General features: G+C 47.0%; 27 protein-coding genes. 14 read left to right on the forward strand and 13 right to left on the reverse strand.

The annotated features are described in order from the left end of the window. Positions 1-23 precede the first annotated feature (23 nt). From ACTS9Y_RS02570 to ACTS9Y_RS02595, 6 genes are all read left to right on the forward strand, one after another. Positions 24-2,273 carry an ATP-dependent DNA helicase gene (locus ACTS9Y_RS02570; protein ID WP_442584447.1) on the forward strand — a complete coding sequence of 750 codons (2,250 nt, stop codon included), beginning with the start codon at positions 24-26 and terminating at the stop codon, positions 2,271-2,273. Between the two features lie 135 nt (positions 2,274-2,408). Further along, complete coding sequence (locus ACTS9Y_RS02575; protein WP_442584448.1) at positions 2,409-2,699, forward strand: nucleotidyltransferase; 291 nt, start codon at positions 2,409-2,411, stop codon at positions 2,697-2,699. 226 nt (positions 2,700-2,925) lie between these two features. Then, complete coding sequence (locus ACTS9Y_RS02580) at positions 2,926-3,432, forward strand: hypothetical protein (protein WP_442584449.1); 507 nt, start codon at positions 2,926-2,928, stop codon at positions 3,430-3,432. A 299-nt stretch (positions 3,433-3,731) separates the two neighbouring features. Further along, entirely contained in the window at positions 3,732-4,934 is a 1,203-nt protein-coding gene (locus ACTS9Y_RS02585; protein ID WP_442584450.1) for an MFS transporter, read from the forward strand. Between the two features lie 225 nt (positions 4,935-5,159). Next, a complete protein-coding gene (locus ACTS9Y_RS02590; protein WP_442584451.1) occupies positions 5,160-5,711 on the forward strand; it encodes a YfbU family protein in 552 nt (183 codons plus the stop codon). Then, entirely contained in the window at positions 5,712-7,532 is a 1,821-nt protein-coding gene (locus ACTS9Y_RS02595; protein ID WP_442584452.1) for a hypothetical protein, read from the forward strand. Positions 7,533-7,766: 234 nt separating this feature from the next. Here the strand turns inward: ACTS9Y_RS02595 and ACTS9Y_RS02600 are convergent, their stop codons facing one another. From ACTS9Y_RS02600 to ACTS9Y_RS02620, 5 genes are all read right to left on the reverse strand, one after another. Further along, entirely contained in the window at positions 7,767-8,072 is a 306-nt protein-coding gene (locus tag ACTS9Y_RS02600; RefSeq protein WP_442584453.1) for a hypothetical protein, read from the reverse strand. Positions 8,073-8,104: 32 nt separating this feature from the next. Next, positions 8,105-8,632 carry an RNA polymerase sigma factor gene (locus ACTS9Y_RS02605; protein WP_442584454.1) on the reverse strand — a complete coding sequence of 176 codons (528 nt, stop codon included), beginning with the start codon at positions 8,630-8,632 and terminating at the stop codon, positions 8,105-8,107. 177 nt (positions 8,633-8,809) lie between these two features. Further along, complete coding sequence (locus ACTS9Y_RS02610) at positions 8,810-9,559, reverse strand: alpha/beta fold hydrolase (RefSeq protein ID WP_442584455.1); 750 nt, start codon at positions 9,557-9,559, stop codon at positions 8,810-8,812. A 26-nt stretch (positions 9,560-9,585) separates the two neighbouring features. Further along, positions 9,586-10,521, reverse strand: coding sequence for a Kiwa anti-phage protein KwaB-like domain-containing protein (locus tag ACTS9Y_RS02615; RefSeq protein ID WP_442584456.1), 936 nt, complete (start codon positions 10,519-10,521; stop codon positions 9,586-9,588). Next, positions 10,518-11,090: a hypothetical protein gene (locus ACTS9Y_RS02620; RefSeq protein WP_442584457.1), complete on the reverse strand. Its 573-nt coding sequence runs from the start codon at positions 11,088-11,090 to the stop codon at positions 10,518-10,520. The genes ACTS9Y_RS02615 and ACTS9Y_RS02620 overlap by 4 nt, the downstream gene beginning before the upstream one ends. Before the next feature lie 196 nt (positions 11,091-11,286). On the opposite strand from ACTS9Y_RS02620, the gene ACTS9Y_RS02625 reads away from it, so the two are divergent. The 3 genes from ACTS9Y_RS02625 (at position 11,287) to ACTS9Y_RS02635 (ending at position 14,446) form a co-directional block, all read left to right on the forward strand. Then, on the forward strand, positions 11,287-11,595 hold the full coding sequence (locus ACTS9Y_RS02625; protein WP_442584458.1) for a BON domain-containing protein: 309 nt from the start codon (positions 11,287-11,289) through the stop codon (positions 11,593-11,595). A gap of 223 nt (positions 11,596-11,818) precedes the next feature. Beyond that, positions 11,819-12,451 carry a DUF4255 domain-containing protein gene (locus ACTS9Y_RS02630; protein ID WP_442584459.1) on the forward strand — a complete coding sequence of 211 codons (633 nt, stop codon included), beginning with the start codon at positions 11,819-11,821 and terminating at the stop codon, positions 12,449-12,451. A 3-nt stretch (positions 12,452-12,454) separates the two neighbouring features. Further along, positions 12,455-14,446 (forward strand): phage tail sheath family protein, encoded by a 1,992-nt coding sequence (locus ACTS9Y_RS02635; RefSeq protein WP_442584460.1) that lies wholly within the window; start codon positions 12,455-12,457, stop codon positions 14,444-14,446. A gap of 106 nt (positions 14,447-14,552) precedes the next feature. On the opposite strand, the gene ACTS9Y_RS02640 is transcribed toward ACTS9Y_RS02635, so the two are convergent. The 3 genes from ACTS9Y_RS02640 to ACTS9Y_RS02650 form a co-directional block, all read right to left on the reverse strand. Continuing rightward, positions 14,553-14,891, reverse strand: a complete 339-nt coding sequence (locus tag ACTS9Y_RS02640) for a four-helix bundle copper-binding protein (protein ID WP_442584461.1) — start codon at positions 14,889-14,891, stop codon at positions 14,553-14,555. Between the two features lie 103 nt (positions 14,892-14,994). Then, a complete protein-coding gene (locus tag ACTS9Y_RS02645) occupies positions 14,995-15,285 on the reverse strand; it encodes a hypothetical protein (RefSeq protein WP_442584462.1) in 291 nt (96 codons plus the stop codon). A 202-nt stretch (positions 15,286-15,487) separates the two neighbouring features. Next, the gene (locus tag ACTS9Y_RS02650) at positions 15,488-16,021 is read right to left on the reverse strand and encodes a c-type cytochrome (RefSeq protein WP_442584463.1); all 534 of its coding nucleotides are present in this window, start codon (positions 16,019-16,021) and stop codon (positions 15,488-15,490) included. A gap of 81 nt (positions 16,022-16,102) precedes the next feature. On the opposite strand from ACTS9Y_RS02650, the gene ACTS9Y_RS02655 reads away from it, so the two are divergent. Beyond that, positions 16,103-16,264 (forward strand): hypothetical protein, encoded by a 162-nt coding sequence (locus tag ACTS9Y_RS02655; RefSeq protein WP_442584464.1) that lies wholly within the window; start codon positions 16,103-16,105, stop codon positions 16,262-16,264. Here the strand turns inward: ACTS9Y_RS02655 and ACTS9Y_RS02660 are convergent. The 4 genes from ACTS9Y_RS02660 to ACTS9Y_RS02675 form a co-directional block, all read right to left on the reverse strand. Beyond that, the gene (locus tag ACTS9Y_RS02660) at positions 16,261-16,419 is read right to left on the reverse strand and encodes a hypothetical protein (RefSeq protein ID WP_442584465.1); all 159 of its coding nucleotides are present in this window, start codon (positions 16,417-16,419) and stop codon (positions 16,261-16,263) included. The genes ACTS9Y_RS02655 and ACTS9Y_RS02660 overlap by 4 nt on opposite strands. A gap of 251 nt (positions 16,420-16,670) precedes the next feature. Further along, positions 16,671-17,126: a hypothetical protein gene (locus ACTS9Y_RS02665; protein WP_442584466.1), complete on the reverse strand. Its 456-nt coding sequence runs from the start codon at positions 17,124-17,126 to the stop codon at positions 16,671-16,673. A 201-nt stretch (positions 17,127-17,327) separates the two neighbouring features. Beyond that, positions 17,328-18,191: an SDR family oxidoreductase gene (locus ACTS9Y_RS02670; RefSeq protein WP_442584467.1), complete on the reverse strand. Its 864-nt coding sequence runs from the start codon at positions 18,189-18,191 to the stop codon at positions 17,328-17,330. Positions 18,192-18,326: 135 nt separating this feature from the next. Next, a complete protein-coding gene (locus ACTS9Y_RS02675) occupies positions 18,327-18,650 on the reverse strand; it encodes a hypothetical protein (RefSeq protein ID WP_442584468.1) in 324 nt (107 codons plus the stop codon). A gap of 466 nt (positions 18,651-19,116) precedes the next feature. Here ACTS9Y_RS02675 and ACTS9Y_RS02680 point away from each other — a divergent pair, with 466 nt between their 5' ends. From ACTS9Y_RS02680 to ACTS9Y_RS02695, 4 genes are all read left to right on the forward strand, one after another. Then, complete coding sequence (locus ACTS9Y_RS02680; protein ID WP_442584469.1) at positions 19,117-20,415, forward strand: class I SAM-dependent methyltransferase; 1,299 nt, start codon at positions 19,117-19,119, stop codon at positions 20,413-20,415. A gap of 36 nt (positions 20,416-20,451) precedes the next feature. After that, positions 20,452-21,783: a PQQ-dependent sugar dehydrogenase gene (locus ACTS9Y_RS02685; RefSeq protein WP_442584470.1), complete on the forward strand. Its 1,332-nt coding sequence runs from the start codon at positions 20,452-20,454 to the stop codon at positions 21,781-21,783. Between the two features lie 72 nt (positions 21,784-21,855). Continuing rightward, the gene (locus ACTS9Y_RS02690) at positions 21,856-22,929 is read left to right on the forward strand and encodes a DNA topoisomerase IB (protein WP_442584471.1); all 1,074 of its coding nucleotides are present in this window, start codon (positions 21,856-21,858) and stop codon (positions 22,927-22,929) included. A 100-nt stretch (positions 22,930-23,029) separates the two neighbouring features. After that, on the forward strand, positions 23,030-23,647 hold the full coding sequence (locus tag ACTS9Y_RS02695) for a response regulator (protein WP_442584472.1): 618 nt from the start codon (positions 23,030-23,032) through the stop codon (positions 23,645-23,647). Positions 23,648-23,786: 139 nt separating this feature from the next. Here ACTS9Y_RS02695 and ACTS9Y_RS02700 read toward each other — a convergent pair whose 3' ends face one another. Further along, positions 23,787-24,389, reverse strand: a complete 603-nt coding sequence (locus ACTS9Y_RS02700; protein WP_442584473.1) for a Yip1 family protein — start codon at positions 24,387-24,389, stop codon at positions 23,787-23,789. Between the last annotated feature and the right edge of the window lie 77 nt (positions 24,390-24,466).

Raw genomic sequence — 24,466 nt, forward strand, 5'->3', positions numbered from 1 at the left:
CTATCTTTAAGTATGTGATTTCTGTGCGCACGCTTTGTGAGCTGACTGCCAAAACCGGCAGTCTGGATCAGCGATTCACCCCCTCCCCCACTGCCATTGAGGGCATGCTGGGCCATTTGGCAGTGACTGCACGGCGTGAGCATTACTATCAGACTGAAATCTCCCTCACCGGTGAATACCAGAATATCTTTGTGCGTGGCAGGGCAGATGGCTATGACCCTGAGCTCAATCAGCTGGAAGAGGTGAAAACCTATAAAGGGCATCTGGATCGCATGCCTGAAAACCATAGATTATTGCACTGGGCCCAGGCCAAAGTGTATGCACATTTGATGTGTGTTGAGAAAGCGCTTAGCGCGATCAACGTTGCCCTGGTGTATTACAACGTGACTTCTAAAGAGGAAACGCTGCTGGTTGAAGAATACCCGGCAGCGTCCTTGCAAGCATTCTTTGAATCATTGTGTGCCAAATTGCAGGTGTGGGCTGACCAGGAATTAGCACATAGGGCCAACAGAAATAAGGAGTTATCTAAACTCGACTTCCCCTACCCTGAATTCAGGACTGGTCAGCGCGTGCTGGCAGAATCCGTGTATAAATCAGCCATGAAACAACGGCACCAGTTGATCCAGGCAACCACAGGCATCGGCAAAACATTAGGCACTATCTTTCCGCTGTTAAAAGCGATGCCAGAAGCCAAACTGGATAAGGTCTTTTTTCTGACTGCAAAATCATCGGGGCGTGCGCTGGGTTTGAATGCCATCAGGACCGTGCACAAAAGCAACCCTGCATTGCATATCAGGACGCTGGAATTGACCTCTCGCGAAAAGTCTTGCGAGCATCCGGACAAATCCTGTCATGGTGAGTCATGTCCATTGGCAAATGGTTTTTATGACCGCTTGCCCAACGCCAGGAACGAGGCGCTTAAACAACACATGATGGATAAAAGCACCCTTAGAAAGGTCGCGCTTAAACATCAGGTATGCCCCTATTATCTCTCGCAGGATCTGGCTAACTGGAGTGATGTCGTCGTTGGGGACTACAACTACTACTTTGATCTCTATGCTTTGCTTTATGCCGGCACGGTGCTCAATGAGTGGAAAGTCAGTGTGCTGGTTGACGAAGCGCACAATATGATCGAGCGCTCACGCAAAATGTATAGTGCAGAATTGAATTATGGCGCTTTCAACGACATGCTGGCCCATGCGCCAAAGTCCTTAAAAAGCGTGTTGGAAAAACTGAATATCAGCTGGGTGGTATTAAATCGTAGTCAGACTGTGCGCTATGAAGTGTATCCCTATATCCCTGAAGAGTTTGAAGAACAATTACAACGCGTGATCTCAAGAATCACCGATTACCTTGCAGAGTATCCAACCTTCAATGACGCTAAAGTGCTGAATTTCTATTTTGATGCTTTGCAGTTTGCCACCCTGGCCGAATCATTTGGCGAGCATTCACTGTTTGATATCACTAAAACGGAAGCCAGTGTGGGTTTGTTTCAACAAGATGCAACGCTATGCATACGCAATGTGGTCCCGGCAAAATATTTAAACACCCGCTTTAAGGCAGCCAATTCAAATACTTTATTTTCAGCCACATTAAGCCCATCCTCATTTTTTAATGACATGCTGGGTCTGCCTGAAAACACCAGTTTTCTTGATGTGGAATCTCCCTTTGCTGCCACACAATTGAAAGTGAAAGTCGCAAAGCATATTTCCACCAGGTTCAAAGAACGGCATTCTTCACACGAGCCTATCGTGCATCTGGTGGCCAGGCAATTCATAGAGCGGCCTGGCAATTACATATTATTTTTGAGCAGTTTTGATTATTTGAGCGATGTCCAATCGTTGTTCACTCGTTCATATCCCAACATTCCAACGCGTGCCCAATCGAGAATCATGTCTGAAACCGACAAAGAGCAATTTGTGAATGACTTCACCCTCACTTCTGAAGTGATCGCCTTTGCGGTATTAGGCGGTTCATTTGGTGAAGCGATTGATTTAACGGGAGATAGATTGATTGGCGCTTTTATTGCAACCTTAGGTTTGCCGCAAATCAATGACGTGAATGAGCAAATGCGTTTAAGAATGGAAAAGATATTTGGCTTAGGCTATGAATACACCTACCTTTACCCCGGTTTGCAGAAAGTCGTTCAGGCAGCCGGCAGAGTGATACGCACCACCGATGATATTGGCGTGATCCATTTGATGGATGACCGCTATCACCAATCTAAAATCAAAAAACTATTACCCAAGTGGTGGCCAGCACCTGAGCGGTAGCGACTTATAGCCGACCACATATTCCTGCACATCGCTCAGCAAGATGGCGACACTATCATTTAAAAATGAACATTTTGAAGCGTATCGCCTCATAAAGCTTACACAAGATGAATAGATGAAGCTTAACCCCTGAGAATGAAGCTTTCAGAAAAAATAAAATCAAAGCGCTTGGAAATCATCCAGATCGTGGAGAAAAACCATGCTTTATTCCCTCGCATACTTTTCAACGATCTACACGGTTATGCGCTTAATGAAACATTTTTAGAAATCGTGGTGGACCGCACTTATGAGTTCATGCCAGAAGATATCGGCAAAATTCAGCATCAGCTGGAGCAGTTATTAGACGTCTCCATCTACGCTTTTACACCCAACCAGTTACCAGACGCGCGTCGCGAAAAACTATTGGCTGCCGCCACCGTTATCTGATTGCATCAGCTTGGTAGTCTTGGCCATCTCTATTTTCGCAGCTTTTGCTCCAACCCTATAACTCTCTATCCGTATAAAAATTGCGCCTGGAATGACGCGATTACATGTATGCGTACCAATCCGTCTGAGAACTATCCTACATTCGAATCAGAATAATCACACTCGCCACCACCCCTACGACTTTTTAAACTGGTCGCTCTAATAAAAAACATTTTGGAGAACAAATATGACTACAGTCACCGGTTTATTTAGAGATCAGGCAAGTGCAGAACGTGCGTACATTTCTGCAACAGATGCGGGTTACGCCGCCAATGAAATCAATGTCATCATGTCGGAGGAGACGCGTGAGCGCTACTACGGCAAACATGCCACATTAGAAACCGAAGTAGGCAGCAAAGCCGCTGAAGGCGCTGCGATTGGTGGCGCGCTTGGTGCCACTGCTGGTGCGATTGCCGCGGCAGTGGCCGCCGTTGGTACAGCGATTGTTGTACCCGGCTTAGGCTTAGTGATTGCCGGCCCTTTGGCAGCAGGCATTGCCGGCGCTGGCGCTGGCGGTGTAACCGCCGGTTTGGTCGGTGCGCTGATCGGCTGGGGTATCCCGGAAGATACGCTGAAGCAGTACGAAACCGATGTTAAAGAAGGCGGCATTTTAATCGGCCTCAACGCCAGAAATGATGAAGATACCCGCCGTTTCCAAAGTGACTGGGCCAATCAAGAGCTCAATCGTCTTTAACAAACACTGCTACGAAAAACCACCTTCGGGTGGTTTTTTATTTAAGCATCCTTGGTGGACATAGTTGCAGATCACTGATAAACATTCTTTGAAACATTGATTTTGAGGGCTAGAGTGCCAGCCCCTCTTTGAGCTATCAAATATTAAATGAGCCATTATTTAAAGTTAATAGCTGATTTTTCGCCTAAATTCGATATGGGTGGTGTATAACGACGCTGCACACTATACCAATCAACTTTAGTCATCAAAATTAAACTCGTTGGCAGTCGTCGCATTTCATTTACCACCTTAAGCAAGTCATGTCGAATCACTCAGCCCCACAGATCCAACTCTCTAAAGCCAGGCAAAACCTGATTATTTTTGCACTCTCCATCGGCGCATTTGCAATCGGTGTCAGCGAATTCTCTAGCATGGGTCTACTGCTAGAAATCAGCCGCGGATTAGGCGTATCGGAATCGCAGGTTGGCATTTCCATCAGCATTTATGCCTTAGGCGTTGTGGTGGGCGCACCTTTGCTGGCTATTTTTGGCGCTGGCCTTAAAAGAAAAAACCTATTGCTGCTACTCGCAATGATGTACGCCATCGCCAATATTGCCAGCTCACTTGCCCCTACTTACGGCACCATGTTAATTGCCAGATTTATTTCAGGCTTGCCACATGGCGCCTATTTCGGCATTGCAACATTAGTGGCAGCATCTATCAGCCCACCTTCACAAAAAGGCATGGCTGTCACCAAAGTCATGCTTGGCTTGGCCGTCGCAATACTGGTCGGCAATCCGCTTGCTGTCTGGTTAGGGCAACAATTTACATGGCGATTAGCTTTTGCCTTAGTAGGCCTGCTCGCATTCATCACCGTGCTGATGGTTAACAAGTCGTTACCTTTAGATCATCAAGAGAAACGATCCAGCCCGATGGAAGAGCTGGCAGCATTTAATCGGCTACAAATTTGGCTAGTGCTGTTGATCGGCGTATTTGGTTTCGCCGGCATGTTTACTGTTTTTAGCTACATGGCACCGGTGTTGGTCAATGTCACCAAGGTTTCCGAGTCATACATGCCCTGGCTAGTTGTCGCCTTCGGCATAGGCTCAATCATCGGCATGTTGTCAGGTGGCAAAATTGCAGACGCCATGAAATTCAAAGGCGCATGCCTGCTGATTGTGTGGTCGATATTTGTACTGGCCATGATTCCATTCATTTCCGGCTCACTGCCAGGCATTATCATCGCAGCAGTCGCCGTAGGCACCATGATGGCGCTGCCAGTCACGCTGCAAACGCATTTAATGGAAATTGCGGGAGACGCACAAGTATTATCTGCCGCCGCTATTCAAGCCGCTTTAAATACCGCGAATGCTTTAGGCCCCTGGTTAGGCGGGATGGCGATTGATCATGGATTAGGTTACAACGTATTTGGTACGATTGGTGCAGCTACCTCAGTGATTGGATTATTGCTTTGGGTGATTTCTTTCAAATTGACGCAAGCAAATATGCATCGGAATAAATAGTAAATTACAGCAATAATTCTGCTTTGATACCTCGTATGAAGAATCAATAAAATTGCTCCCTAAATGAATTAAATAATCCAACCGTATTGTTTTAATCGCCTTTTAATTAACTTTTTCCCGGCAAATAAGCAGCATTACAACAAAGTTAGTTGTTTGTAATACATAATTTGAAATGAATAGTGGTTCTGATATGCTGTATTTCAATTTTTATTCATAGAAAAAATCATGAAAATTTCTAATCCTGAAAAATTAATTTTATTGATGCTAAGTGATATATATGACAAGTTAGAGCTAACAAATATCGACACCCGCCTCTTAAGAACAGCTATACATACCGAAAATACCTGGGCTTTAGATTGGGAAATGCCAGGTGTTGTTGGCAGCGATAACGAACCCACCCCAGATCTTGTCATTGAAGTTATAAACTATCTGGATATGTGGTCTTTTCTTGAAGAAGCATTTAATTCGTTCGATAACAGCATCAAAGAGAGGATTGCTTCCGAAGCAGAGCCTTTTGGCAGGCATGTAAAATTCCCAGGATTTGATGGTAACAATGAAGGTTCGGCATATTCAATCGCAAAAATTCTGGTAAATGAAATGGGCAGATTCAGTCGCTTTAATGGCCGAGACCTCAACTCTCATGCACCTCTTTTAGCAAATTATGCCCGTATGTATGAAGTTTTCGAACCTATTCGTACAGGATTGGGAATACACCGTACCCTCAGCCCTGAAGAAGTAATAGTTATCTTAAAAGCTATGCGGAATCGGGCGTCGTAAATGAAGCAATTAAAGTATGACAGCGATGCCTTCTGGGCTAGGTTGCCAATGTTAGATTTTCGCCCTCGCTTTTTTGTCGAAACTTTCATCGAAAAACTAAGCACTCATACACCGCATTTTTATCAGTCACGATTACTGAATTTATTCAGTACATGCGAAGAAATGCTAGAGCATTTGGAAGCTTTCCAGCGTAACGAAAAAAACAGCGGATATATACTTTCTTCAATGGATGAAATTAGTGAGTGCTGGAATTTCGACCCAGTTGCTCAAGAGTTGCTAGGTGAGTTTGCATTAATCATCAAAGAGCTTCCAAAAATCCTGAAATCAAGTGAAATAAGTTATAACACTCAAATAAAAATAAAAACTTTTTGCCGCGCTATTTTGAGCAGAAGAGAGGCATATCTAACCTCCTTATTAAAACAACTTGAAGACTCTATTGTCGCGCCTGCAGATATATCGCAAAAAGATAGGCTTACTGGACAGATTGATCGTTTGACAGGCCTTTATATTACTTATTTATTAAATCAAGGATACTCTCCTACATATCTTTTTAATCGTTCAGATATGTTTACGCGCGAAAATAACTATGGGGGAAGAAGTTTTGAAGATCAGTTTAGATATGTCACGGGACGTCTTACAAATAGAGAATTATCTTTTGAGGTTTATTTTGGCTTTCATACAGCCCGTCCCAATTTACTAACATCAATTAATGACGAACCTGATTTACAGTTTATAAGAACAATACCCCAAGAAATTAGAAACGAGAATTTAGAAAAATTCAAAAAGAATATTGCCATTAACGTTGTAGCCAAACATTCAATTGTATCTACAGATTACGTTACCGCTGCTTTACGAACGAAAGAGCGACTTGATCGTCTATTAGATACAGAGATGGTTATGGATTATGGTAACGAACTACAAATATCATCTCATTGCGTCATAATACTTTCTCGCCCTCAACCTATTGTTAAAACACTTAATCTGGATCTTTTGTTAGCCTTTATGTCTAGCAATTCCGGCTCTAGCAACTCTCATACAAATATATCGATCCGTAAAGTTCTAAAGAACTTAGATGACCCAGCAAAAGAGCAATTCAGCAGATCTCTGAGGTATTTGAGATTAGCTCGGCATTCAGTGTCACTAGAACAAAAATTAATGAATTTATGGATTGCCCTTGAATCTCTGTTCGGAAATGAAGGCAACAACATTATTGGGAACATCTTAGAGTTCGTACCTCAATTCTATGCAATCGCTGGATTAATTCGTAGGGTAAATTATCTTCGAAATTTATTAAGTAAAAATAAAATTCCGATTACTCCTTTAGCTGCTTCGGATATAGGCACAGGCATAACTAACTTCGATTCATCAATTACTAATGCAAATATTTTTGCATTACTGAGAAATGAACCAGCAGCTATGGAGCTTTTTGCTAGTCTAGGAAACAAAGAGCATCTCAAATTTAAATTGATAAAGATCTTTCAAGAGCTTAAAGATAATAAATCTATTTCTAAAAGACTATCAAAATCAGAGGAGGACGTAACTCGTCAACTTCGGAGGATTTACTTTCTAAGAAATAAAATTGCTCATGCAGGTCACTTTCAAGGGGTACGTCCACAACTGATAACTCACCTTAATGACTATGTATATATATCTTACAATGCCATTGCTACAGCCGCTCAAAATGCCAAGGATGGCCAACTATACTCCATCTCTGAATTGTTAGCCTCTAGCAAAATGGGAGTGGATCTACTCACATCAAGAGTGAGCTCAAAGGAAGAGGTGTCTTCATTGGACCACATAACTTTACAAGCCGTAATCTAAGTTTCAAGTACCCTTACAATAAAAATCAGCTAATCTGGATTAGAGTTTAAATTATTTAGAAATGACCATAAAAAATATTATTTAATCATTGCAGAATGCGCAACTGGTTACGAAAGATGGCTGGGTTGATAGCTAGCAACTCATTGTAATAGGCTCAAAAAAAGCAAAAAACGGCCCGTAACAATAGAAGCCGTTTCGTTTAAACCTTTCTACAAATCAAATTACTTGGTGCAATTACTCAGCGCCCTTCTTAGACTTAAAGCGATTAAACAACCCACAACGCACTTTCTCTTGTTCATCAGCTGTCATTGCTTCACCACCGCAATGTCTATGATGCCCATGGCGACCTCTGAATCCACCAAACAGAATTCTGCTCAGAATCAACAGCCCGACTGCATGGCAGTAATCGATGGCGTGAATACCATCCGCTAATGAAACGACTACGTTGTTCCACAACAGCATGACGAGATAAGATAAGGCTGCGATTGCGGCTACGACAAACACTGCAATGGCAGCACATTTACTTTTACAATTTCTCATTTATTTCTCCAATAATTCAGTAATTTATACGTTTAGTCACTGGCCTGCAGTTGCTCTCGTAAAAAAGTCACTGCATACCTTTTTCTTGCTAACAAGGTGTTGATAGCAACGCCGGTTTCTGCGGCGATTTGTTTGAAGCTTTTGCCGTCTAACTCGTGGGCGATAAACACTTGCCGTTGCTCAGCGGGCAATAGATTCAGCGTGGCGATCACGTGCTCAATCAGCATTTTTCTTTCATAGATTGAAGCCGGGGTTTCGGTTTCAATGGAAAGGATAGCTTCCAGCCATAGCGCATCTTCATCCTCTTCCGGTTGTAGGGAAACTTCGTGTTTATGCTTTCTAAAGCGATCAACAATGCGGTTTCTGGCTACGCGGTATAACCATGCACCGACTTGCTCCAGCGGCTCTGGCAGGCGGTACGCAGATACAAACTCATAGAACACATCCTGCAAAATATCATCGGCGTCACCGGCATTCGGCACACGTTTTCTGATGAAATTGCGTAGTCTGGCTTTTTCTTGATTGAAGGTTTCTGTGATCACAGAATCTTGCTGTGTCATAAGTTGCTGCGCTATGCGTAGATTATTTTCTAAATGTATATCCATGCTGTGTAGACGTTTCAGCGTTGGAAATATTGTAGGGATATTGAAAAATCTTCAAATATTTATCTAAAACAGCATCTAAAGTGAATCGCTGGGCTAACTATAGAATTGGCACCAGCCTATGAAAGCCATACGTTAAGCTAGAAAATCTGCAACGGTTTGTATAAACAGTTGCGGTTGCTCGGCATGCACCCAATGGTCTGTGGGCAAGGTGACAAATTCTGCTTGCGGGAAATGCTGTTGCAGTTGAGTGATATCACTATCTTGCACATAATCACTACGTTCACCACGGATAAACAGGCCAGGCCGCTCAAAGTTGACGTCAATCGCGGCAGTGAGTGTTGCGTAATTGGCTTTGAGTGCTGGCAGGTTGATCCGCCACTGTAGCTGTGCCTCATTTTTGACCAGATTAGTGAGTAAAAACTGCCGCACTCTCACATTAGCGATGTCAGCGCTTAAGGCTTTATCCACATCGCTCCGTGAGGTCATTTGGCTGAGATCCACTGCCAGCATAGTATCCATCAGCTGCGTGTACCTATCCGGATAAGCACGCATCGCCATATCGACCACAATCAGCTTATTCACATGCTGGGGATAATCGGTGGCGAATTGCATGGCGACTTTGCCGCCTAGTGAATGGCCGAGCAAATCGACTTGCTCCAGGCCTAGCGTATCCAGCAGTGCTAATAAATCCTCAGCCATTTCAGCGTATGTTTGTGAATCACTGTGCGGCGAACGGCCATGGTTGCGCAGGTCGACGCTGATGACCTGATATTGCTGTGAGAAATGTTTGGCGATGCTGCCCCAGTTATCGGCAGAGCCGAATAAGCCGTGTATGAGGATCAGCGGTTGGCCCTGGCCTATGGTTTGATAATGTAATTGCATGAATTTAAAGGGTGAATGCTGTGTGACTAAGAGACTTTTTTCTTGACGGATGCATCAAAGATTTCGTGATTGATGGGCGACTCCAGCCTGCCGTTATTCAATAAGGTCAGCACCAGTTCTATCGAAGCTTCATTAATTACGATGGTACCGTTTTCAACCTGCAACCCCCAGTTTTTCTGGCTGTTGACTTTGATCAGCTCTTGCAGGAACTGGGCGTCTTTGTAGTAACCGCTTTTCTGGATGGAAGAGACTTTGCGCAAGTAGTTCAGGTTAGCGCCTATATGTTGCTTGAGCAAACTGGCATCGCTGAAGATATTTAAATCGACGAACTCCTGCAATACCACATCGCGGTTCTTCTCCATGCCGGCCCTGAAATTCAGCGTGCTTTCGAATTCCTTTTTATTGGTGATGAAGGTCGTGCCTGTGTAGGTGAAAAAATCAATCTGGGTATCGATGGTGAAAATGGCCTGTTCATCGAGGTCTTTGAGCTGTTTATCTTTAAACTGGATAAAAGAGATATGCGACAGCTTGGTGGGATGATTGAATTTGCTGATCTTTCTATAAGCGTAAATCGCCTTTTCCTGATGCTCGAGTTTGATCACCATGGCCCACGAATCCAGCAGGTCTTCGTATCGCTCGACAGTCGGGTTGGCGGTGCCTTTGTCGATTTCGGCCTGGATCAGGGTGACATCGGTGGCGGCGGAATCTATGGTCAATAAACCATTGTCCTGGTCGGCAGTGAGAAAGTCGTACTCGTCCAGCGCGTACTCTTTATCCAGTATCTTGGCAGTGACTGCGTTTTTGAGCTTTTGCTCCAGCTTGGCATCGGTGTCTACTTTTAAGACTGAATACTTTGCCTGTTGCTGGCTCAGCTTGCGTTTCACGAGCCAGAAGGTCGCCAGCCAATGCGTGAAATCGGTGGCGCGTAGTGTCTGCATGGTTTCATTTACACTCTTCGTCACGATTGTTCCCTTTCATTTGCACTCTCCCTGACCTGCACTTGCGTCACAAAATACATGAGGTTGGATAACCGTTTGATGGCGCAATAATCACCCACCTGAAAATGTGTTTTTGACAGCAGCAGGCCCTGCCTTTCCTGCACGCCGTCTTTGAACTGGCAATCGTATAAACCATAGCCAGCCAATGCCAGCACCGGGTTGACGAATACATTTTGCGTGCGGTAAGCCAATACAAACATCAGGCTCAGGAATATCGCCAGGCATAACAGCAGCTTCCAGTCGCCTAAATCGAATTTGTAAAATGACATCATGTAAGGGATGGTATACGTGAACATATCCGCCGATTTATTGGATACCTTGGTGATTTTCACCGGCACTCCCTGTTTGATATTGCGCGCGGCACTCAAGGCGAACAAGGCGCTCAAGGCGAAAATGACAAAGATGCTGAATGCCCTGAGCGGGTGCTCAAAGTAAAAAGCGTCTTCGTTTAAATCTTTAATCACCAGGATCAAGCCGAGTGGCGCATAGCCGCTGATAAAGATGGCTAACGCCGATAAGAAATGCAGTTGCATAGTCTATGTTTTCGATGAGATAGGGTGCACGCTGACCTGTATAGCGTACCCGGCAAGAATACAGGCAGTTGCCCTTGCAATCAAACAGGCGTGAAGTCAGCCCATTCCTACGTCACTATCAGAATAAGATGTATTCACGACGCGACATGTTTTTTTAATAATGGAACCTCCTAAATCCACTCAAGAAGGAAACATCATGAAAAATACAATCAAATCATTATTGTTGGTAAGTGCTCTGGCTTTGCCTTTGGCTGGTTTTGCGGCTGACGGTGACTCACTGGGTACTAAAGTTGAAGATTCAGTGATCACAACTAAAGTAAAAGCAGCTTTTGCCAAAGACAAAGTTGTCAGCGCAACTGATATCAGTGTTGAAACTGATAGCAATGGTCTGGTACAACTTTCAGGCAATGCAAAATCAAAAGCTGAAGCACAAAAAGCAGAAAAAATTGCTAAGAGCGTTAAAGGCGTGACAGCCGTTAAAAATGAAATCGTTGTTGCTAACTAAGCAGCAATGGATACTTAGATAGACAAGACTTACAACTCGCCACATCTAAGAGCAAGACTTGCCCATAGGAATATTAAATATTCCTATGGGTATTTAATTTGTAGCGCCTGATTTCGCCAACGCTGCATGCAAAGGACCCAATCGCCATCAGGGTAAACACTAATCATCGCACGCATGAGCTAACCGTCCTATAATGGCTTGAAACCATCCCAGAGAGATCGCCATGATTGCGCATGCCCTGACCATCATTGTGAATGAGTTAAATCATCAGCTGACGGAGGCCTATGGCATGAGTGCCAATCATGCACCTGCTGGCTTACGTGATCTTTCCTCTACGAATTTTCCGTTATCCCCGGGCGCACAATCAGCCACGCAAGAATGCCTGAACCTGACGCTGGTGAATATCCAGGAAGAAGCCGAATTCAGGAAAACTTCACCAGTTGGCCGTAGCCCTTCAGGCACCCTCTATCAATCACCTCCGCTGCAATTGAATGTGCTTGTATTGCTCACAGCCACTTATGCCTCTTACAGCGAGGCATTGCTCATGCTGGGGCGTGCCATGCAGTTTTTCCATGCACAACCGCTATTTACCGAACTGAATGTCAAACGTGAATCGCTAACCCTTCACGCGCCCGCCCATGCGCTGGACAGGCTGCGTGAATTCAAACTGGCGATTGATTTATATTCGCCGACGCTGGAAGAGACCCACCATGTCTGGTCAACGTTAAAAACTGCGCCTGTACCTTCCGCCCTCTATAAATTACGTTTACTCACCGTGGTTACAGATGCACCGGACACCAAGGTGCTGCCTATGCTTGAGCGCAGACTGCCTGCTTACAAACAGGATAAAAACTGAATCATGGCCCAATACAAAACGCCTGGTGTCTATGTCGCAGAAATCCCCAGTTTACCGCCATCTATCGCCGCGGTAGAAACTGCCATGCCGGCCTTTATCGGCTACACAGAAAAAGCTGAACAGCGTGGAAAGTCGCTGACGCTGGTCCCTTTTTCTATTAGTAGCATGGTGGAGTATGAGCAATACTTTGGCCTTGCACCCACGCCAGCAGTCACGCTTTGGCTGGATGACCAAAACCAGATTGCGGATGCCACGCTCAATCAGGCATTTTATTTATATGACAGCCTGCGCCTGTTCTTTAACAATGGTGGCGGCGCTTGCGTGATCGTGTCGGTCGGCGATTACAGTAACGCTGTTGCACAAGCGGCATTGGCCCTAGGGCTGGCAAAGATTGAAGACTCGTCATTGCCGACCATCATTGTCATCCCGGAGGCGGTGCTGCTTGAGGATCACGGCGTATCACTCTATGCCGCCGCATTGGCGCAGTGCGCACAGGTACGCAACCGGGTAACCATTTGCGAATTAGGCTGCCAGGCTGAGAAATCAGCGTTTGCGCAAGAAGCCGAACATTTCAGAAGCAATATCGGTAGTGAGCACCTCAACTATGGTGCTGCCTATGGCCCGTGGCTGGTCAGCTCTTTTAACAGGGAAACCCGGTTAAGCCATCTTGTGCTGAAGCGTAAAGGCAATGCAATCGGCAGCCAGCAGGCGGAGGAGCCGCTCGACGCTGCAACCTTGCTGGTTGACCATTTGACCAGTGATGCTGCTATTAAAAGCAAAGTCATTGACTTGGCGCTGAGCGAGCGTGCCTGCGCATTGCTGGCTAGCGGCGAAACCGGCCTGCTTAAAAACGCGCCGAGCGTGGAACAAGCAGCCGCCAATCTTTCATCTGACATCCCAGCATTAAACAGCACGGATATCAATGCTTATCAGGCACTTTTGCATGCACAAAGCCTATGGTTTCTGGCGCTATTGGACATAATGTCAGCGGTGGTAAAAGAGTGCCCTGACACGACACTGATCAAGTTTTCCAGCATCATCAGCAGTCAGGCGCATACGCGTATGGGAGAAAGCCTGCGCCTGCTGGTTGCGCATCACCATGCCCTGGTCGGACATACAGGTATATCTCTGATAGCGGATACCGCAGCCTGTACTTTGCTAGGCTTAAAAGACCGGGCAGCCATATTGGCACTCAGCCCATTGCCGGAAGTAGCAGCGGATTATGCGGCGGCATCAACTGACCTTGCACGCGTGCAGATCGCGCACGACATGCTTAACAGCATCATTCATATGGCGATTGCCTGGTTCAGGGAAGTGCAACTCAGCGCACAAAGCACCGCACGCGCGTTGAATCACGATTTATATCAGAACTTCAATGTGTATCGCGCATGGCTGGACCGCGCAGCGCTAGCGCTGAACACCCTGCCAGCCAGTGGCGCTATTGCTGGCGTCTATGCCCAGACTGACGCGAGTCGTGGCGTATGGAAAGCGCCTGCCAATGTGGCGCTACAAGCCGTCATCAAACCAGTGTTGAACCTGACGGATGACGATCAGGCGGATTACAACGTACATCCCACAGGCAAATCCATCAATATCATTAGCAGTTTTACAGGCCGCGGCACGCTGGTGTGGGGTGCAAGAACGCTGGCAGGCAATGACAATGAGTGGCGTTATATTAATGTACGCAGACTATTTGGCATGGTGGAGGCTTCGATTGAAAACGGCTTGCAAGCCTATGTGTTTGAACCCAATGACGCCAATACCTGGCTACGGGCCAAAGCGGCGGTTGAAAACTTCTTAACCACTCTGTGGCAACAGGGCGCATTGCTGGGCAGTCAACCGAAACAGGCGTTTTTTGTGAATATAGGTCTGGGTAGCACCATGAATGCGCAGGATATAGTGGACGGGCGCCTGATCGTAGAAATCGGCCTGGCACCTGTGCGGCCGGCCGAATTTATTATCTTGAGATTCAAGCTGAAAATGCAACAAAGCTAGAGGGTCATATCAATTGCGTATAGAAGCATGCGTGATATGAAACAAGAGGCATGCACATCTGGATAGGCAAAATATCAGCCTATCCAGCGTATCGATCTAACAATAATTAAGCATATTCGGCAACGCCAACTTTCAGGCATTCTTCTGCACAACGTCTACAGGCTTCGGCACATTGGCGACAGTGGATAGAAGTATGTTTTTCACACTCTTCGGCACAGGCTGTACAAATCTCAGCACAATCCTGGCACACCAGCTCGACAAACTCACTGCCACGGGCGACAAAGGAAGCAGTCAACCGGCAAAAATCTGCACAGTCCATATCATGTTCAATGCAGGTTCTCATCATGGGATTAGCCTCGCTCTCGCAAGCGATGGCACAGTTTTCACATGCATCTGCGCATTGCTTGCACAGCTGCATCAACAATTTAAGATTTTGCTCGGTCATGATCTTTCTCCCGTAAAACACCAGTCATTACAAATGGAAAAGCCTTGCGCATACTCCTACTTCAATAGGATTCAGCATGAGTTTCGCAAGGCTATACAACCGCTTATTTATTCTGCGGGTTTACACCAGTACCGCCTTCAGCAGGTTTCTCCTGGAAGCGTTTGCTTTTTTCAATGTTGCCTGGCTTGGATTGCTTGTTACCAGAGCCCTGATTAGCATTACTGTTGTTGTCCGGCTGATCTTGCAGGTAATCACCGTTTTTAGTAGTGTTAGGCACTTCTTTTTTCTGCTGATGCGCAGGTGGCACATCGCCGCCGGTGGCATCCGCTGCAAAAGCAGCTGTGGTCGTACTCATAAACACGCTAGCTAATAACACTGTGAGTAATTTATTCATCGTATTCTCCTCAATATTGTTTGAATTGCCCTTTACAGGGCAGTGATAACTATCTTACTGATGCGTGTTTTTGTTGTATGTAAGCAGGCCCACGAATGTGCTGTAGGATAATGATGACCAATTGTAAACATGCTTGAGGAGCCCCGGTTTAACTGCAGTTTGACTAAGATTAAACCAGGGTTTAGTCACGATGACTGAGCGCTTAGCTATCTTCGTTACCGGTTAAGCTGCCATGGCTACGCACCCAGGCAATCACCTTCAACAGCTCGTCTGGTGAAATACCGTTATTCGGGTCTGAAGGGTCCATCAGGCCTTTACCCTTGGCACCCATACCGCCGTTTGTACCGTTCCAGACAGTCTCGAACATGCCTTTGTTGGTCGCATCCTTGGCATAATTATAGTTCGGGCCAGTCAATGCCGGGCCAACCTGACCACCGGCTTCCGGGCCGTGACACTGGGTACATGAATAAAGCTGGAAGATCTTCTTACCGGCTTTAATTGCGTCTTCTTTACCGATATATGGGTTTTTGCCAGAAGCTAAAAACTCCTTGGCTTCAGGCGTATCAAACAGCTCAGGCTTGATATCCAGTGCTGAGCCATCCTGGGTTTTAACGAACTTGATTGCCGGGCCGCTGGCGGCAGCCGAAGCTGCTTCACCTGAGCCGGATTCGTTTTTGTTACAGGCAGTTAACCCTGTGATCAATACCAACATGCCTAAGCCTAATTTTGTATTCATGGTGATTCTCCTTGGTAAATGTCGTGTTCTTTTAAATGCTTAATATTTCATGCGATTGAAAGCATGAGTTGCAAACTGATTATGAATAAAACAAAAAGGCATGCCCATGTAACAACGGCGGAATCTCCTGTAGGACAATTCGGACAGGGCAATATGAAAAAAGCATTAATGAAAAACAGAGACATAAGATACGGACGTAAAAAAACCTGGATTGCTCCAGGTTTTTCATCCACAGCTAGTTAACCTTGTTGCTTGCTACCTTGTTGCTGGGATTTGCCTTGCTGGCTGCCGGGTGCTTGTTGCTTGCTACCCTGCGCATGTTGTTGCTGCTGGTCTTTGCTGACTTTAGCGCCAGATTTGTCCTGTTGCTGGTTTTTGTTGTTTTGTAAATTTGCCATTGTTAAATCTCCTTCGGAATATTATTCGGCCAAACCGTTACCTGAATGACCTGAAATGTTTCGTTTAGAAAATGAAGTAACGTGAGTCCATGATAAAAGTGTTTTAGCATAGGCTTTATCGTGAAAGCGCCTAATCTGCTGTCAGAATATCCAACCTCCTTAAATGCGTATGACCAAAGCGTATGACCAAATCCTGGGCAATAAAAAAACCTGGAGTGCTCCAGGTTTTTTATGATCAAGCATAGCAGGCATTAATTACCGCTATCGCCCTCACCTTGCTTGTTGCCGCCTGATAGAGGCTGGCTGCCAGGTGCCTGATCCTTGCCGATATTGGATTGCTGCTTTTGTGCAGGATCAAGCTGTTCAGTGCCCGCATCAATGCCTTGCTGCTGCTGGCCTTGCTTAGGCTGACCCTGACCCTGCTGGCTTTGATTCTGACCTTGCTGGCTTTGGTTGTGCTGACCCTGGTTTTTCTGATCCTGGCTAGATTGGCCTTGATTCTGCTGATTTTGCCTGTTTTGATCCTGACCGGGTTGGCCCTGATTTTGTTGACCTGGGTTTTGTTGGCCTTGGCCGGCCTGGTTTTGCCCTGGCTGGGATTGACCCTGCTGGTTCTGGCCTTGTTGACTCTGCTCTTGCTGGCCCGGATTTTTCTGGTCCCTATTTCCCTGATTTTGGCCTACTTGATTGTCTTGTGGATTTGCCATGGTGCTTCTCCTAATATGTAAGATTCAGCCAATGGGTTAATAGCCGGAATCCTTAATTTTAAATTTAACCCTAAGCCATCTTAGGTGACCAGAACACGCGCGGTTATCATCCATTGACGTATTCTGTTGTCAGACAAAGTAAGGCTATAGCTGCAGATTCAACGACGAAATCAATCATCGTGAATCTTTCGCAGAAATTTGCTAGCCATTCACCACTTCACCACCGTTAGCATGCAAGACCTGGCCAGTCATATAAGAGGAATCCTGGCAGGCTAAAAACACATAAGCAGGCGCAATCTCGCTTGGTTGCCCGGGGCGCTTCATAGGCACCTGATTACCAAACTCACTGACTTTTTTCTCATCGAAAGTGGAAGGGATCAAGGGCGTCCATACCGGGCCTGGTGCCACGGCATTCACATAGATCTCGTCTGGTACCAACTGCTTGGCTAATGAGCGCGTAAATGAAACCACTGCGCCTTTGGTAGAGGAGTAATCCAGTAACTCGGGGCTGCCACGATACGCGGTGACTGAGGTTGTATTGATGATATGGCTCTTTTTCGGCAAGTGCGGTAAAGCAGCTTTCACCAGATAAAACATCGAGAAGATATTATTCCTGAAGGTATGTTCCAGTTGCCTTTGCGTGATATCAAGGATGCTTTTTTGCGGGAACTGCTGGGCAGCGTTATTAATCACAATATCCAGCTTGCCGAACTGCTTCAAGGTGTTCAGCACGGATTGCTGGCAAAAAGCTTCATCCGATATATCGCCAGGCAGTAATAAACATTGACTGCCATAAGACTCCACCAGCGCTTTGGTTTTGTTGGCGTCCTCATGCTCTTCGAGATACACGATGGCTACGTGCGCACCTTCAGCCGCAAAGTGCACGGCCACTGCCCGGCCAATACCGCTATCGCCACCGGTGATAATGGCGACTTTGTCTTTTAATTTGCCGCCAGCCATATATTCAGCATCAATATAAACAGGCGTTGGGGTCATCTCTTCTTCTGAGCCTGGCTGCTCTTCCTGATGCTGAGGCGGGTTCAGTTTTTCTTTTACTGCTTCCATACAAATTCTCCTAACAGCGAGTCAGCAGAATGACTGACGCGCAAAATCGTTGTGTGTTGCTTATTGATATGTAATGAAAAACCATCACCCTGGCTCTTGCAGGGTATGGTTTTTCTAACCTTATTTCAGTAACACTTAATTCTGCAGATTGTTTTCAAACGAGGTTGGCTGCAACGGCTCGCGTGGGGCGGGAATGTCCTTTTCACGATTTGGCAGGCCTTCCGCAGGTACTTCAGGTGGCACGATCACACCACGCTCATGCGGCATTTTCGGCGGCACATTCACGCTATCGGAATCCATGTTGCATGAAGGTTTTTTCGAGTTGGGGGAATTATCACAGGGTGGCACTGTGTTATTCACCGGTGGTTTGGCTACAGGCTTTTTCACTGGTTTATCTGCCGCCCAGGCAGTGCTTACCATTGGCATCACTACCAGCATCATCACGATTAATTTACGCATCACAACTGCTCCTTATTATTGAGAACATCTTTGTTGAGAACTTCTGATAAGAACATTCGACTTCAACATCCATACTAAAGAGAGTGTGATGACGCAGACATAGGCAAAAACTGATTTGTGTGTAGGAATGGGCCCATTTTCTAATATATCGCGCTATAGAATCATTTTTTAAAAAGCATGATTTACATCGATTCTTGAGGCGGCATCTGGCTCACTAGACCGTTCATCTGCCCCTGTCAGACCTGTCTGACATGACAATCAGTGGCTGCCCTATGTTGGGAAAGCTGCTTCATTTTTACACTCACAACCTAATACCTCGCCATGCATTTGGTGAAGAAACGCGGGCAGTAAAAACCCTTAACCACGCTGTATGCTGCAAACACAAAAATTCCAGATCTAAGCAGGCTGCCAGATCCAATTGAGAGTGTCAGGCATTGTTCAAAAATCAGAAGTTGGAGATCGTCATATGAGCAGCAATCTGAATCATGCCTTGCAATTTGACCCTGCCTGGCAGATGGAAGCGGTTAACCCACGTCCCATGCAGTCACAGGCAGCAGAAGCGCTCACAGAAGACACCACTAAATCCCGTTTTATCCTTAACCGTTTGTTTCAGGACTATGCCGAATCATTTGCCTTCCGCTTGTGGAACGGCAGTATGCTCTATGTAGGCAAAGACACGCCTGCCTTTACCGTTTGCCTGGAGCAGGCGGCGGCATTACGTGATAAAACTTTATTCAGTGACCCGTTGCGTTTGGCAGAGGCCTATTTCGCCGGTGAACTACAGATTCTTGGTGACTTTAATGCAGCGATGCAGCTACGTTACTATTTTGAATCTATCGCCTTACCCTTGGCTGAAAAATTTGAGCTGTTATATCGCGCACTGACACTCGCAGATACTCGTAACGAATCTCCTGCAACAACAATCCCCGCCCATCAACGCCAGCCGTCATACACCAATACCCTGGATTACAATGTCCCCAGCGAGTTTTACCGCTTATGGCTGGATGACAAATTGCTGCACTCGTGCGCTTATTTTGGGGATAGCTCGCAAAATCTCGCCCAGGCACAGCATAACCAGCTCGACCTGATCTGCCTGAAACTGCATTTACAACATGGCGAAACCGTGCTCGACATTGGCTGCAACTGGGGTGGCCTGGCCTGCTGGGCCGCCAGACACTATGGTGTGTATGTGCATAGCATTACCAAGAGTCTGGAGCAACGCGCTTACGCCATGGCCGAAGTAGAAAGACAAGGGCTGGAGAAGCTGGTGACAGTCTCGCTGTGCCATTACCACGATTTACCGGACTCGCCGCGTTACGACAAAGTCGTCAGCGTTGGCGTATGCAGCCAGGTCGGCCAGCAGAACTTGCCAGCTTACTTTGCCAAAGTGCATGCTGTGCTCAAGCCTGCCGGCTTGTTCCTTGACCACGAAGTGACTACTGAAAGCCCGGGGCGCCAGCACGAAATATCAACGGCTTTTATCAATCAGCAGATGTTTCCGGATGGTGATCTGAGCAACCTGTCACACATCCGGCAGCAAATGCAATCCGCCAACCTGGAAGTATTCAATGTAGAAGGTTTGCGCCGTCACCATGCATTGACATTCCGCCGCTGGGTCACCAAACTGGAGCAACGCCATGAGGCAGTTGCCGCAGCCGTCGGCGAGCGTACTTACCGGATCTGGCGTCTGTATATGACGGCTTGCGCGATTCAGTTTGAACAAGGCGTGACTGGTACCCATCAAATTCTTGCCGTGCGCCGTTAAGGCGTACGCACCCATTGCCGCTTAGGAGTTAATATCATGCACACTACCCGCCCACAGCTTTCCATCAGCAGCGCATTATTACTGCTGGCATTGAGCGGCTGCTCACAACCGGCCAAATTACCAGAAGCCGCAGGTTTTGGCCCGGAGCCAGATCTGTCTTCATACCAGACCGGCTTGATCCCCACTGTCAATGTCGCAAAAGCAGTCGGCTGGCCAGAAGGCAAAAAACCGACATCTGCACCTGGCACTAATGTGGTGGCATTTGCCACTGATCTGCAACACCCGCGCTGGCTGTATGAATTACCTAATGGCGATATCCTGGTGGCAGAAACCAATCATCATGAGAAAAGTGACGGCTTTGACCTGAAAGGCTGGATCGCCGGAATATTCATGAAAGATGGCGGTGCAGGTGCTGAAAGCTTTAACCGCATCACCCTGCTGCGGGATATTGACGGTGATGGCGTGGCTGACCTCAAGCATGTATTCCTCGAAAACCTTAATTCTCCCTTTGGCATGGCGCTGGTTGGCGATACGTTTTATGTCGCCAATGCGGATGCACTGGTTAAATTCCCCTACCAGGAAGGCCAGACACAAATCACGGCACCCGGCGTGAAAGTCACTGACTTGCCTGCAGAACGTAACCACCACTGGACTAAAAATATCCTGCCAAATAAAGATGGCAGCAAGATCTATGTCACCGTGGGCTCTAACAGCAATGTCGGTGAAAACGGCATGGAGACAGAAAAAGAGCGTGCCGCGATCTGGGAAGTGGATGCGGCTTCCGGCAAGCACAATATTTTCGCGTCCGGCCTGCGTAACCCCAATGGCATGGCCTGGGAACCCGACAGTGGCGCACTATGGGTTGTGGTGAATGAGCGCGACGAGATAGGCAGCGACCTGGTGCCGGATTATATGACTTCGGTTTCACAAGGTGGATTTTATGGCTGGCCTTACAGTTATTACGGTCAGCATGTCGACAAGCGCATCAAGCCACAAAATCCTGAACTGGTCGCCAAGGCGATCAAACCGGATTATGCCCTGGGTTCACATACAGCCTCGCTCGGGTTAACGCCAGCCAAAGGCAACAAGCTGCCGGATCAGTTCAAGAATGGCATGTTTGTGGGACAGCACGGTTCGTGGAACCGTATCCCGTACAGCGGCTATAAAGTGATCTTTGTGCCATTTGAGAGTGGCAAGCCAGCGGGTAAACCGATTGATGTACTGACTGAATTCCTCAATGTGGATGGCGAAGCGCAAGGCCGTCCGGTAGGCGTGCTGGTAGATAAACGTGGCCACCTGCTGGTGGCAGATGATGTGGGCAATGTGATCTGGAACGTGAAAAGCAGTAACAAAGCCGCTGCTAAATAATGCCTGAGCGTGCTTGCGGCCTTTGCACACTAACACTGTGCCGGGCGGCAAGCAGACGATAAACGAATGACTATGGTGTCTAAACTGTCAAAAAAAACTGCATTGCAAACGGCTGAAACGCATGGGCATCGATTGGAAAAATTGCACTATATCCAGGACGATACGGTCGGTTACAGCCGTCAGGCGTTCAGGGGAAAGTTCAGGTATCTGGACCAGCATGGCCAGGTATTAAAAGCAGAAAAAGAGATCAGCCGTATCGTTGCCCTGCGCATTCCGCCCGCCTGGCAGACAGTATGGATATGCACGCGGGCCAATGGGCACCTGCAAGCCACCGGGCGCGATGCCAAAGGCCGCAAGCAGTATCTTTACCATGCAGAATGGCGCAAGCAACGCGAAGCCAAGAAGTATGAACATATGATTGATTTCGGGCTGCAACTGCCAGGCATACGCGCCCATATTGCGCGTGACCTGGCGGCACCCGGCCTGGGAAAAGAAAAAGTGTTGGCCATGCTGATCTACCTGCTGGAAAACACGTTGATACGGATAGGCAATGACGAATACGCAAAAACCAACAAATCGTTTGGCTTGACCACTTTGCGCAATCGTCATGTCGATATACAAGGCAGTGAGATACAGTTTCACTTCCGTGGAAAAAGTGGTGTGGAACATAGCCTGAGTCTGCGTGACCGGCGGCTGGCCCGCTTGATCCGCAATATGCGTGAGTTACCCGGCCAGACGCTGTTCCAGTATGTGGATGCGCAAGGCGAGCGCCATGCTATCGGCTCGGCAGAAGTGAATGAGTATCTGCAGCAGATCACCGACGGTGATTTTACCGCCAAGGATTTCCGCACCTGGTTTGGCAGTTTGCATACCTTGATGGCACTGAGTGAGCTGGAACCGTATACCAGCATCACCGAAGCAAAAAAGAACATTGTGGCGGCCATTTGTGTGGCCGCCTCTAAATTGGGCAATACACCAGCCATCTGCAGGAACAGTTATGTGCACCCGTGGATACTGGAATGCTACCTGGCCGGGGCCGAGTTCCGGCAGCCGGTGCAGCAGGCAGACTACAACGAAACCGAATTAAGTGCCGCTGAACAGAGCATGTTGTGCCTGTTGCAACAAAGATTAGAGGCTCGTCACTGAGCGATAGAAAAGCGTTTATAGGCAGTCTAGCCATTCATACAGAATTCTAGTTTGAGAAGTTTTGCTGACTCTCCTTCACATTATTGGAGATGAACAAGAGATGAAAAATATCTTATTGCTGTACGGAAACGAATTGAGCCACACGGCGTTGAAGGATTTGATCAATGCCGATAGCGCCATGCACCTGGTTGAAGAAGTCAGTGATTCAGGCGAGGCGATCGAGAAGATCCGCGCCCAGAAATTCGATGTGGTGATCCTGGATGTTTCTTCACCGGAAAAAAACGGGCTGGAAACTTTTTGCGACCTCAAACAGGCTTACCCGGCCTTGCCTATCCTGATCATCAATGGCAGCGACCAGGTAGATCGCATGGCGAACTTCACCCGGCTGGGTTGCAAAGGCTATTTGTCTTATACCGCCACCAGCGCACAGGTGATACCGGCGATTAAAGCGATTGCGCGTGGATTGTCCTACCTGGCATCCACTCATGAACAGCTGGATGAAAGGCTGTACCCTATGCTGCATGAGCGTCTGTCGCTGCGCGAGTTGCAGGTATTTTTCAAACTGATCAAAGGCCAGGCGGTGAACTCAGTTGCAGAAGAGTTATCCATTGCGCCTGGCTCGGTCAGCGTCTTCCGCTCCAAGATACTCAAAAAAATGAATATGCGTAACAATGCTTCGCTGATCCATTACGCGCTGGATCATCATTTGATCAGTTGACTGCGGGTCTTATTAATCAAGCGCATCTGGTATCCATTTGCGCTTTTCTTTTACCAACGCTCCATCTCTAGCTTCAAAACAAAAAAATCTGCGACCTGACATTGGTCTGATCGCAGATTTTTCAGGTATTTCTATCTTGTTAGGATTTCTTAATTGCGAATTGCATTTGCTCAATGGCTTCCCAAGAGATCAGTGAGCCTATCATCACCACCGCGAAGCCTAAACCCGCCGTACATACAATCGCCAGAGTCAAGGTGGCAATCGCGCCGCGTTCACGGATGGCAAAAATATACTTCACGCCGCGGTATACCAGTGCAATCGATGCCAGCACCGCAATACCGTGCACAATGACATTAAAGCTCAGGCTAGGTACGACATAAAACACCGAGGTTAACCATAAGGGTGTAGTCGCAATCGCGATGATAAGTAAGGAATCACGGAAACTGGGTTTCTTATCCACCATCTCAGCCAGGTTCTGCGTGATCCACGCCATCGCCAGAATGACGCCTATCTGTAAGAGGAATAACTCGGCACAAATCATGATCAGGCGGTTGCCCGGCAAAGTATCCATAAACTGCCGTGGATAATTATGATGCAACCTTAGATACATCATGATGCAGGGGATTAGTGACAACGGCAGCACGTAGAACAGTAGCAACTGCGCCACGCCGGGCTTTTCGGCCCTGGCCTGCTTTTCGCTGGCTTTGGGCGTCACATAATTAAATAATCGGATAAGGTTCATGGTGTGCTCCTAACTACTATTAAAAGATTTTTGCTGGCCCGGATAACCTTCTCCAAGCAGCGCCAGCTGGACGTCAA

Source organism: Methylophilus sp. (genome assembly GCF_052173275.1).
Lineage (GTDB): Bacteria > Pseudomonadota > Gammaproteobacteria > Burkholderiales > Methylophilaceae > Methylophilus.

Coding starts and splice junctions, on each gene's coding strand:
- ACTS9Y_RS02600 (WP_442584453.1), bottom strand. CDS start 8,072: ATGAGAAATTGTAAAAGTAAATGTGCTGCCATTGCAGTGTTTGTCGTA.
- ACTS9Y_RS02640 (WP_442584461.1), bottom strand. CDS start 14,891: ATGACCGAGCAAAATCTTAAATTGTTGATGCAGCTGTGCAAGCAATGC.
- ACTS9Y_RS02605 (WP_442584454.1), bottom strand. CDS start 8,632: ATGACACAGCAAGATTCTGTGATCACAGAAACCTTCAATCAAGAAAAA.
- ACTS9Y_RS02625 (WP_442584458.1), top strand. CDS start 11,287: ATGAAAAATACAATCAAATCATTATTGTTGGTAAGTGCTCTGGCTTTG.
- ACTS9Y_RS02610 (WP_442584455.1), bottom strand. CDS start 9,559: ATGCAATTACATTATCAAACCATAGGCCAGGGCCAACCGCTGATCCTC.
- ACTS9Y_RS02685 (WP_442584470.1), top strand. CDS start 20,452: ATGCACACTACCCGCCCACAGCTTTCCATCAGCAGCGCATTATTACTG.
- ACTS9Y_RS02620 (WP_442584457.1), bottom strand. CDS start 11,090: ATGCAACTGCATTTCTTATCGGCGTTAGCCATCTTTATCAGCGGCTAT.
- ACTS9Y_RS02690 (WP_442584471.1), top strand. CDS start 21,856: ATGGTGTCTAAACTGTCAAAAAAAACTGCATTGCAAACGGCTGAAACG.
- ACTS9Y_RS02595 (WP_442584452.1), top strand. CDS start 5,712: ATGAAGCAATTAAAGTATGACAGCGATGCCTTCTGGGCTAGGTTGCCA.
- ACTS9Y_RS02650 (WP_442584463.1), bottom strand. CDS start 16,021: ATGAATACAAAATTAGGCTTAGGCATGTTGGTATTGATCACAGGGTTA.
- ACTS9Y_RS02580 (WP_442584449.1), top strand. CDS start 2,926: ATGACTACAGTCACCGGTTTATTTAGAGATCAGGCAAGTGCAGAACGT.
- ACTS9Y_RS02700 (WP_442584473.1), bottom strand. CDS start 24,389: ATGAACCTTATCCGATTATTTAATTATGTGACGCCCAAAGCCAGCGAA.
- ACTS9Y_RS02670 (WP_442584467.1), bottom strand. CDS start 18,191: ATGGAAGCAGTAAAAGAAAAACTGAACCCGCCTCAGCATCAGGAAGAG.
- ACTS9Y_RS02590 (WP_442584451.1), top strand. CDS start 5,160: ATGAAAATTTCTAATCCTGAAAAATTAATTTTATTGATGCTAAGTGAT.
- ACTS9Y_RS02635 (WP_442584460.1), top strand. CDS start 12,455: ATGGCCCAATACAAAACGCCTGGTGTCTATGTCGCAGAAATCCCCAGT.
- ACTS9Y_RS02675 (WP_442584468.1), bottom strand. CDS start 18,650: ATGCGTAAATTAATCGTGATGATGCTGGTAGTGATGCCAATGGTAAGC.
- ACTS9Y_RS02645 (WP_442584462.1), bottom strand. CDS start 15,285: ATGAATAAATTACTCACAGTGTTATTAGCTAGCGTGTTTATGAGTACG.
- ACTS9Y_RS02680 (WP_442584469.1), top strand. CDS start 19,117: ATGAGCAGCAATCTGAATCATGCCTTGCAATTTGACCCTGCCTGGCAG.
- ACTS9Y_RS02665 (WP_442584466.1), bottom strand. CDS start 17,126: ATGGCAAATCCACAAGACAATCAAGTAGGCCAAAATCAGGGAAATAGG.
- ACTS9Y_RS02695 (WP_442584472.1), top strand. CDS start 23,030: ATGAAAAATATCTTATTGCTGTACGGAAACGAATTGAGCCACACGGCG.
- ACTS9Y_RS02630 (WP_442584459.1), top strand. CDS start 11,819: ATGATTGCGCATGCCCTGACCATCATTGTGAATGAGTTAAATCATCAG.
- ACTS9Y_RS02585 (WP_442584450.1), top strand. CDS start 3,732: ATGTCGAATCACTCAGCCCCACAGATCCAACTCTCTAAAGCCAGGCAA.
- ACTS9Y_RS02575 (WP_442584448.1), top strand. CDS start 2,409: ATGAAGCTTTCAGAAAAAATAAAATCAAAGCGCTTGGAAATCATCCAG.
- ACTS9Y_RS02655 (WP_442584464.1), top strand. CDS start 16,103: ATGAATAAAACAAAAAGGCATGCCCATGTAACAACGGCGGAATCTCCT.
- ACTS9Y_RS02660 (WP_442584465.1), bottom strand. CDS start 16,419: ATGGCAAATTTACAAAACAACAAAAACCAGCAACAGGACAAATCTGGC.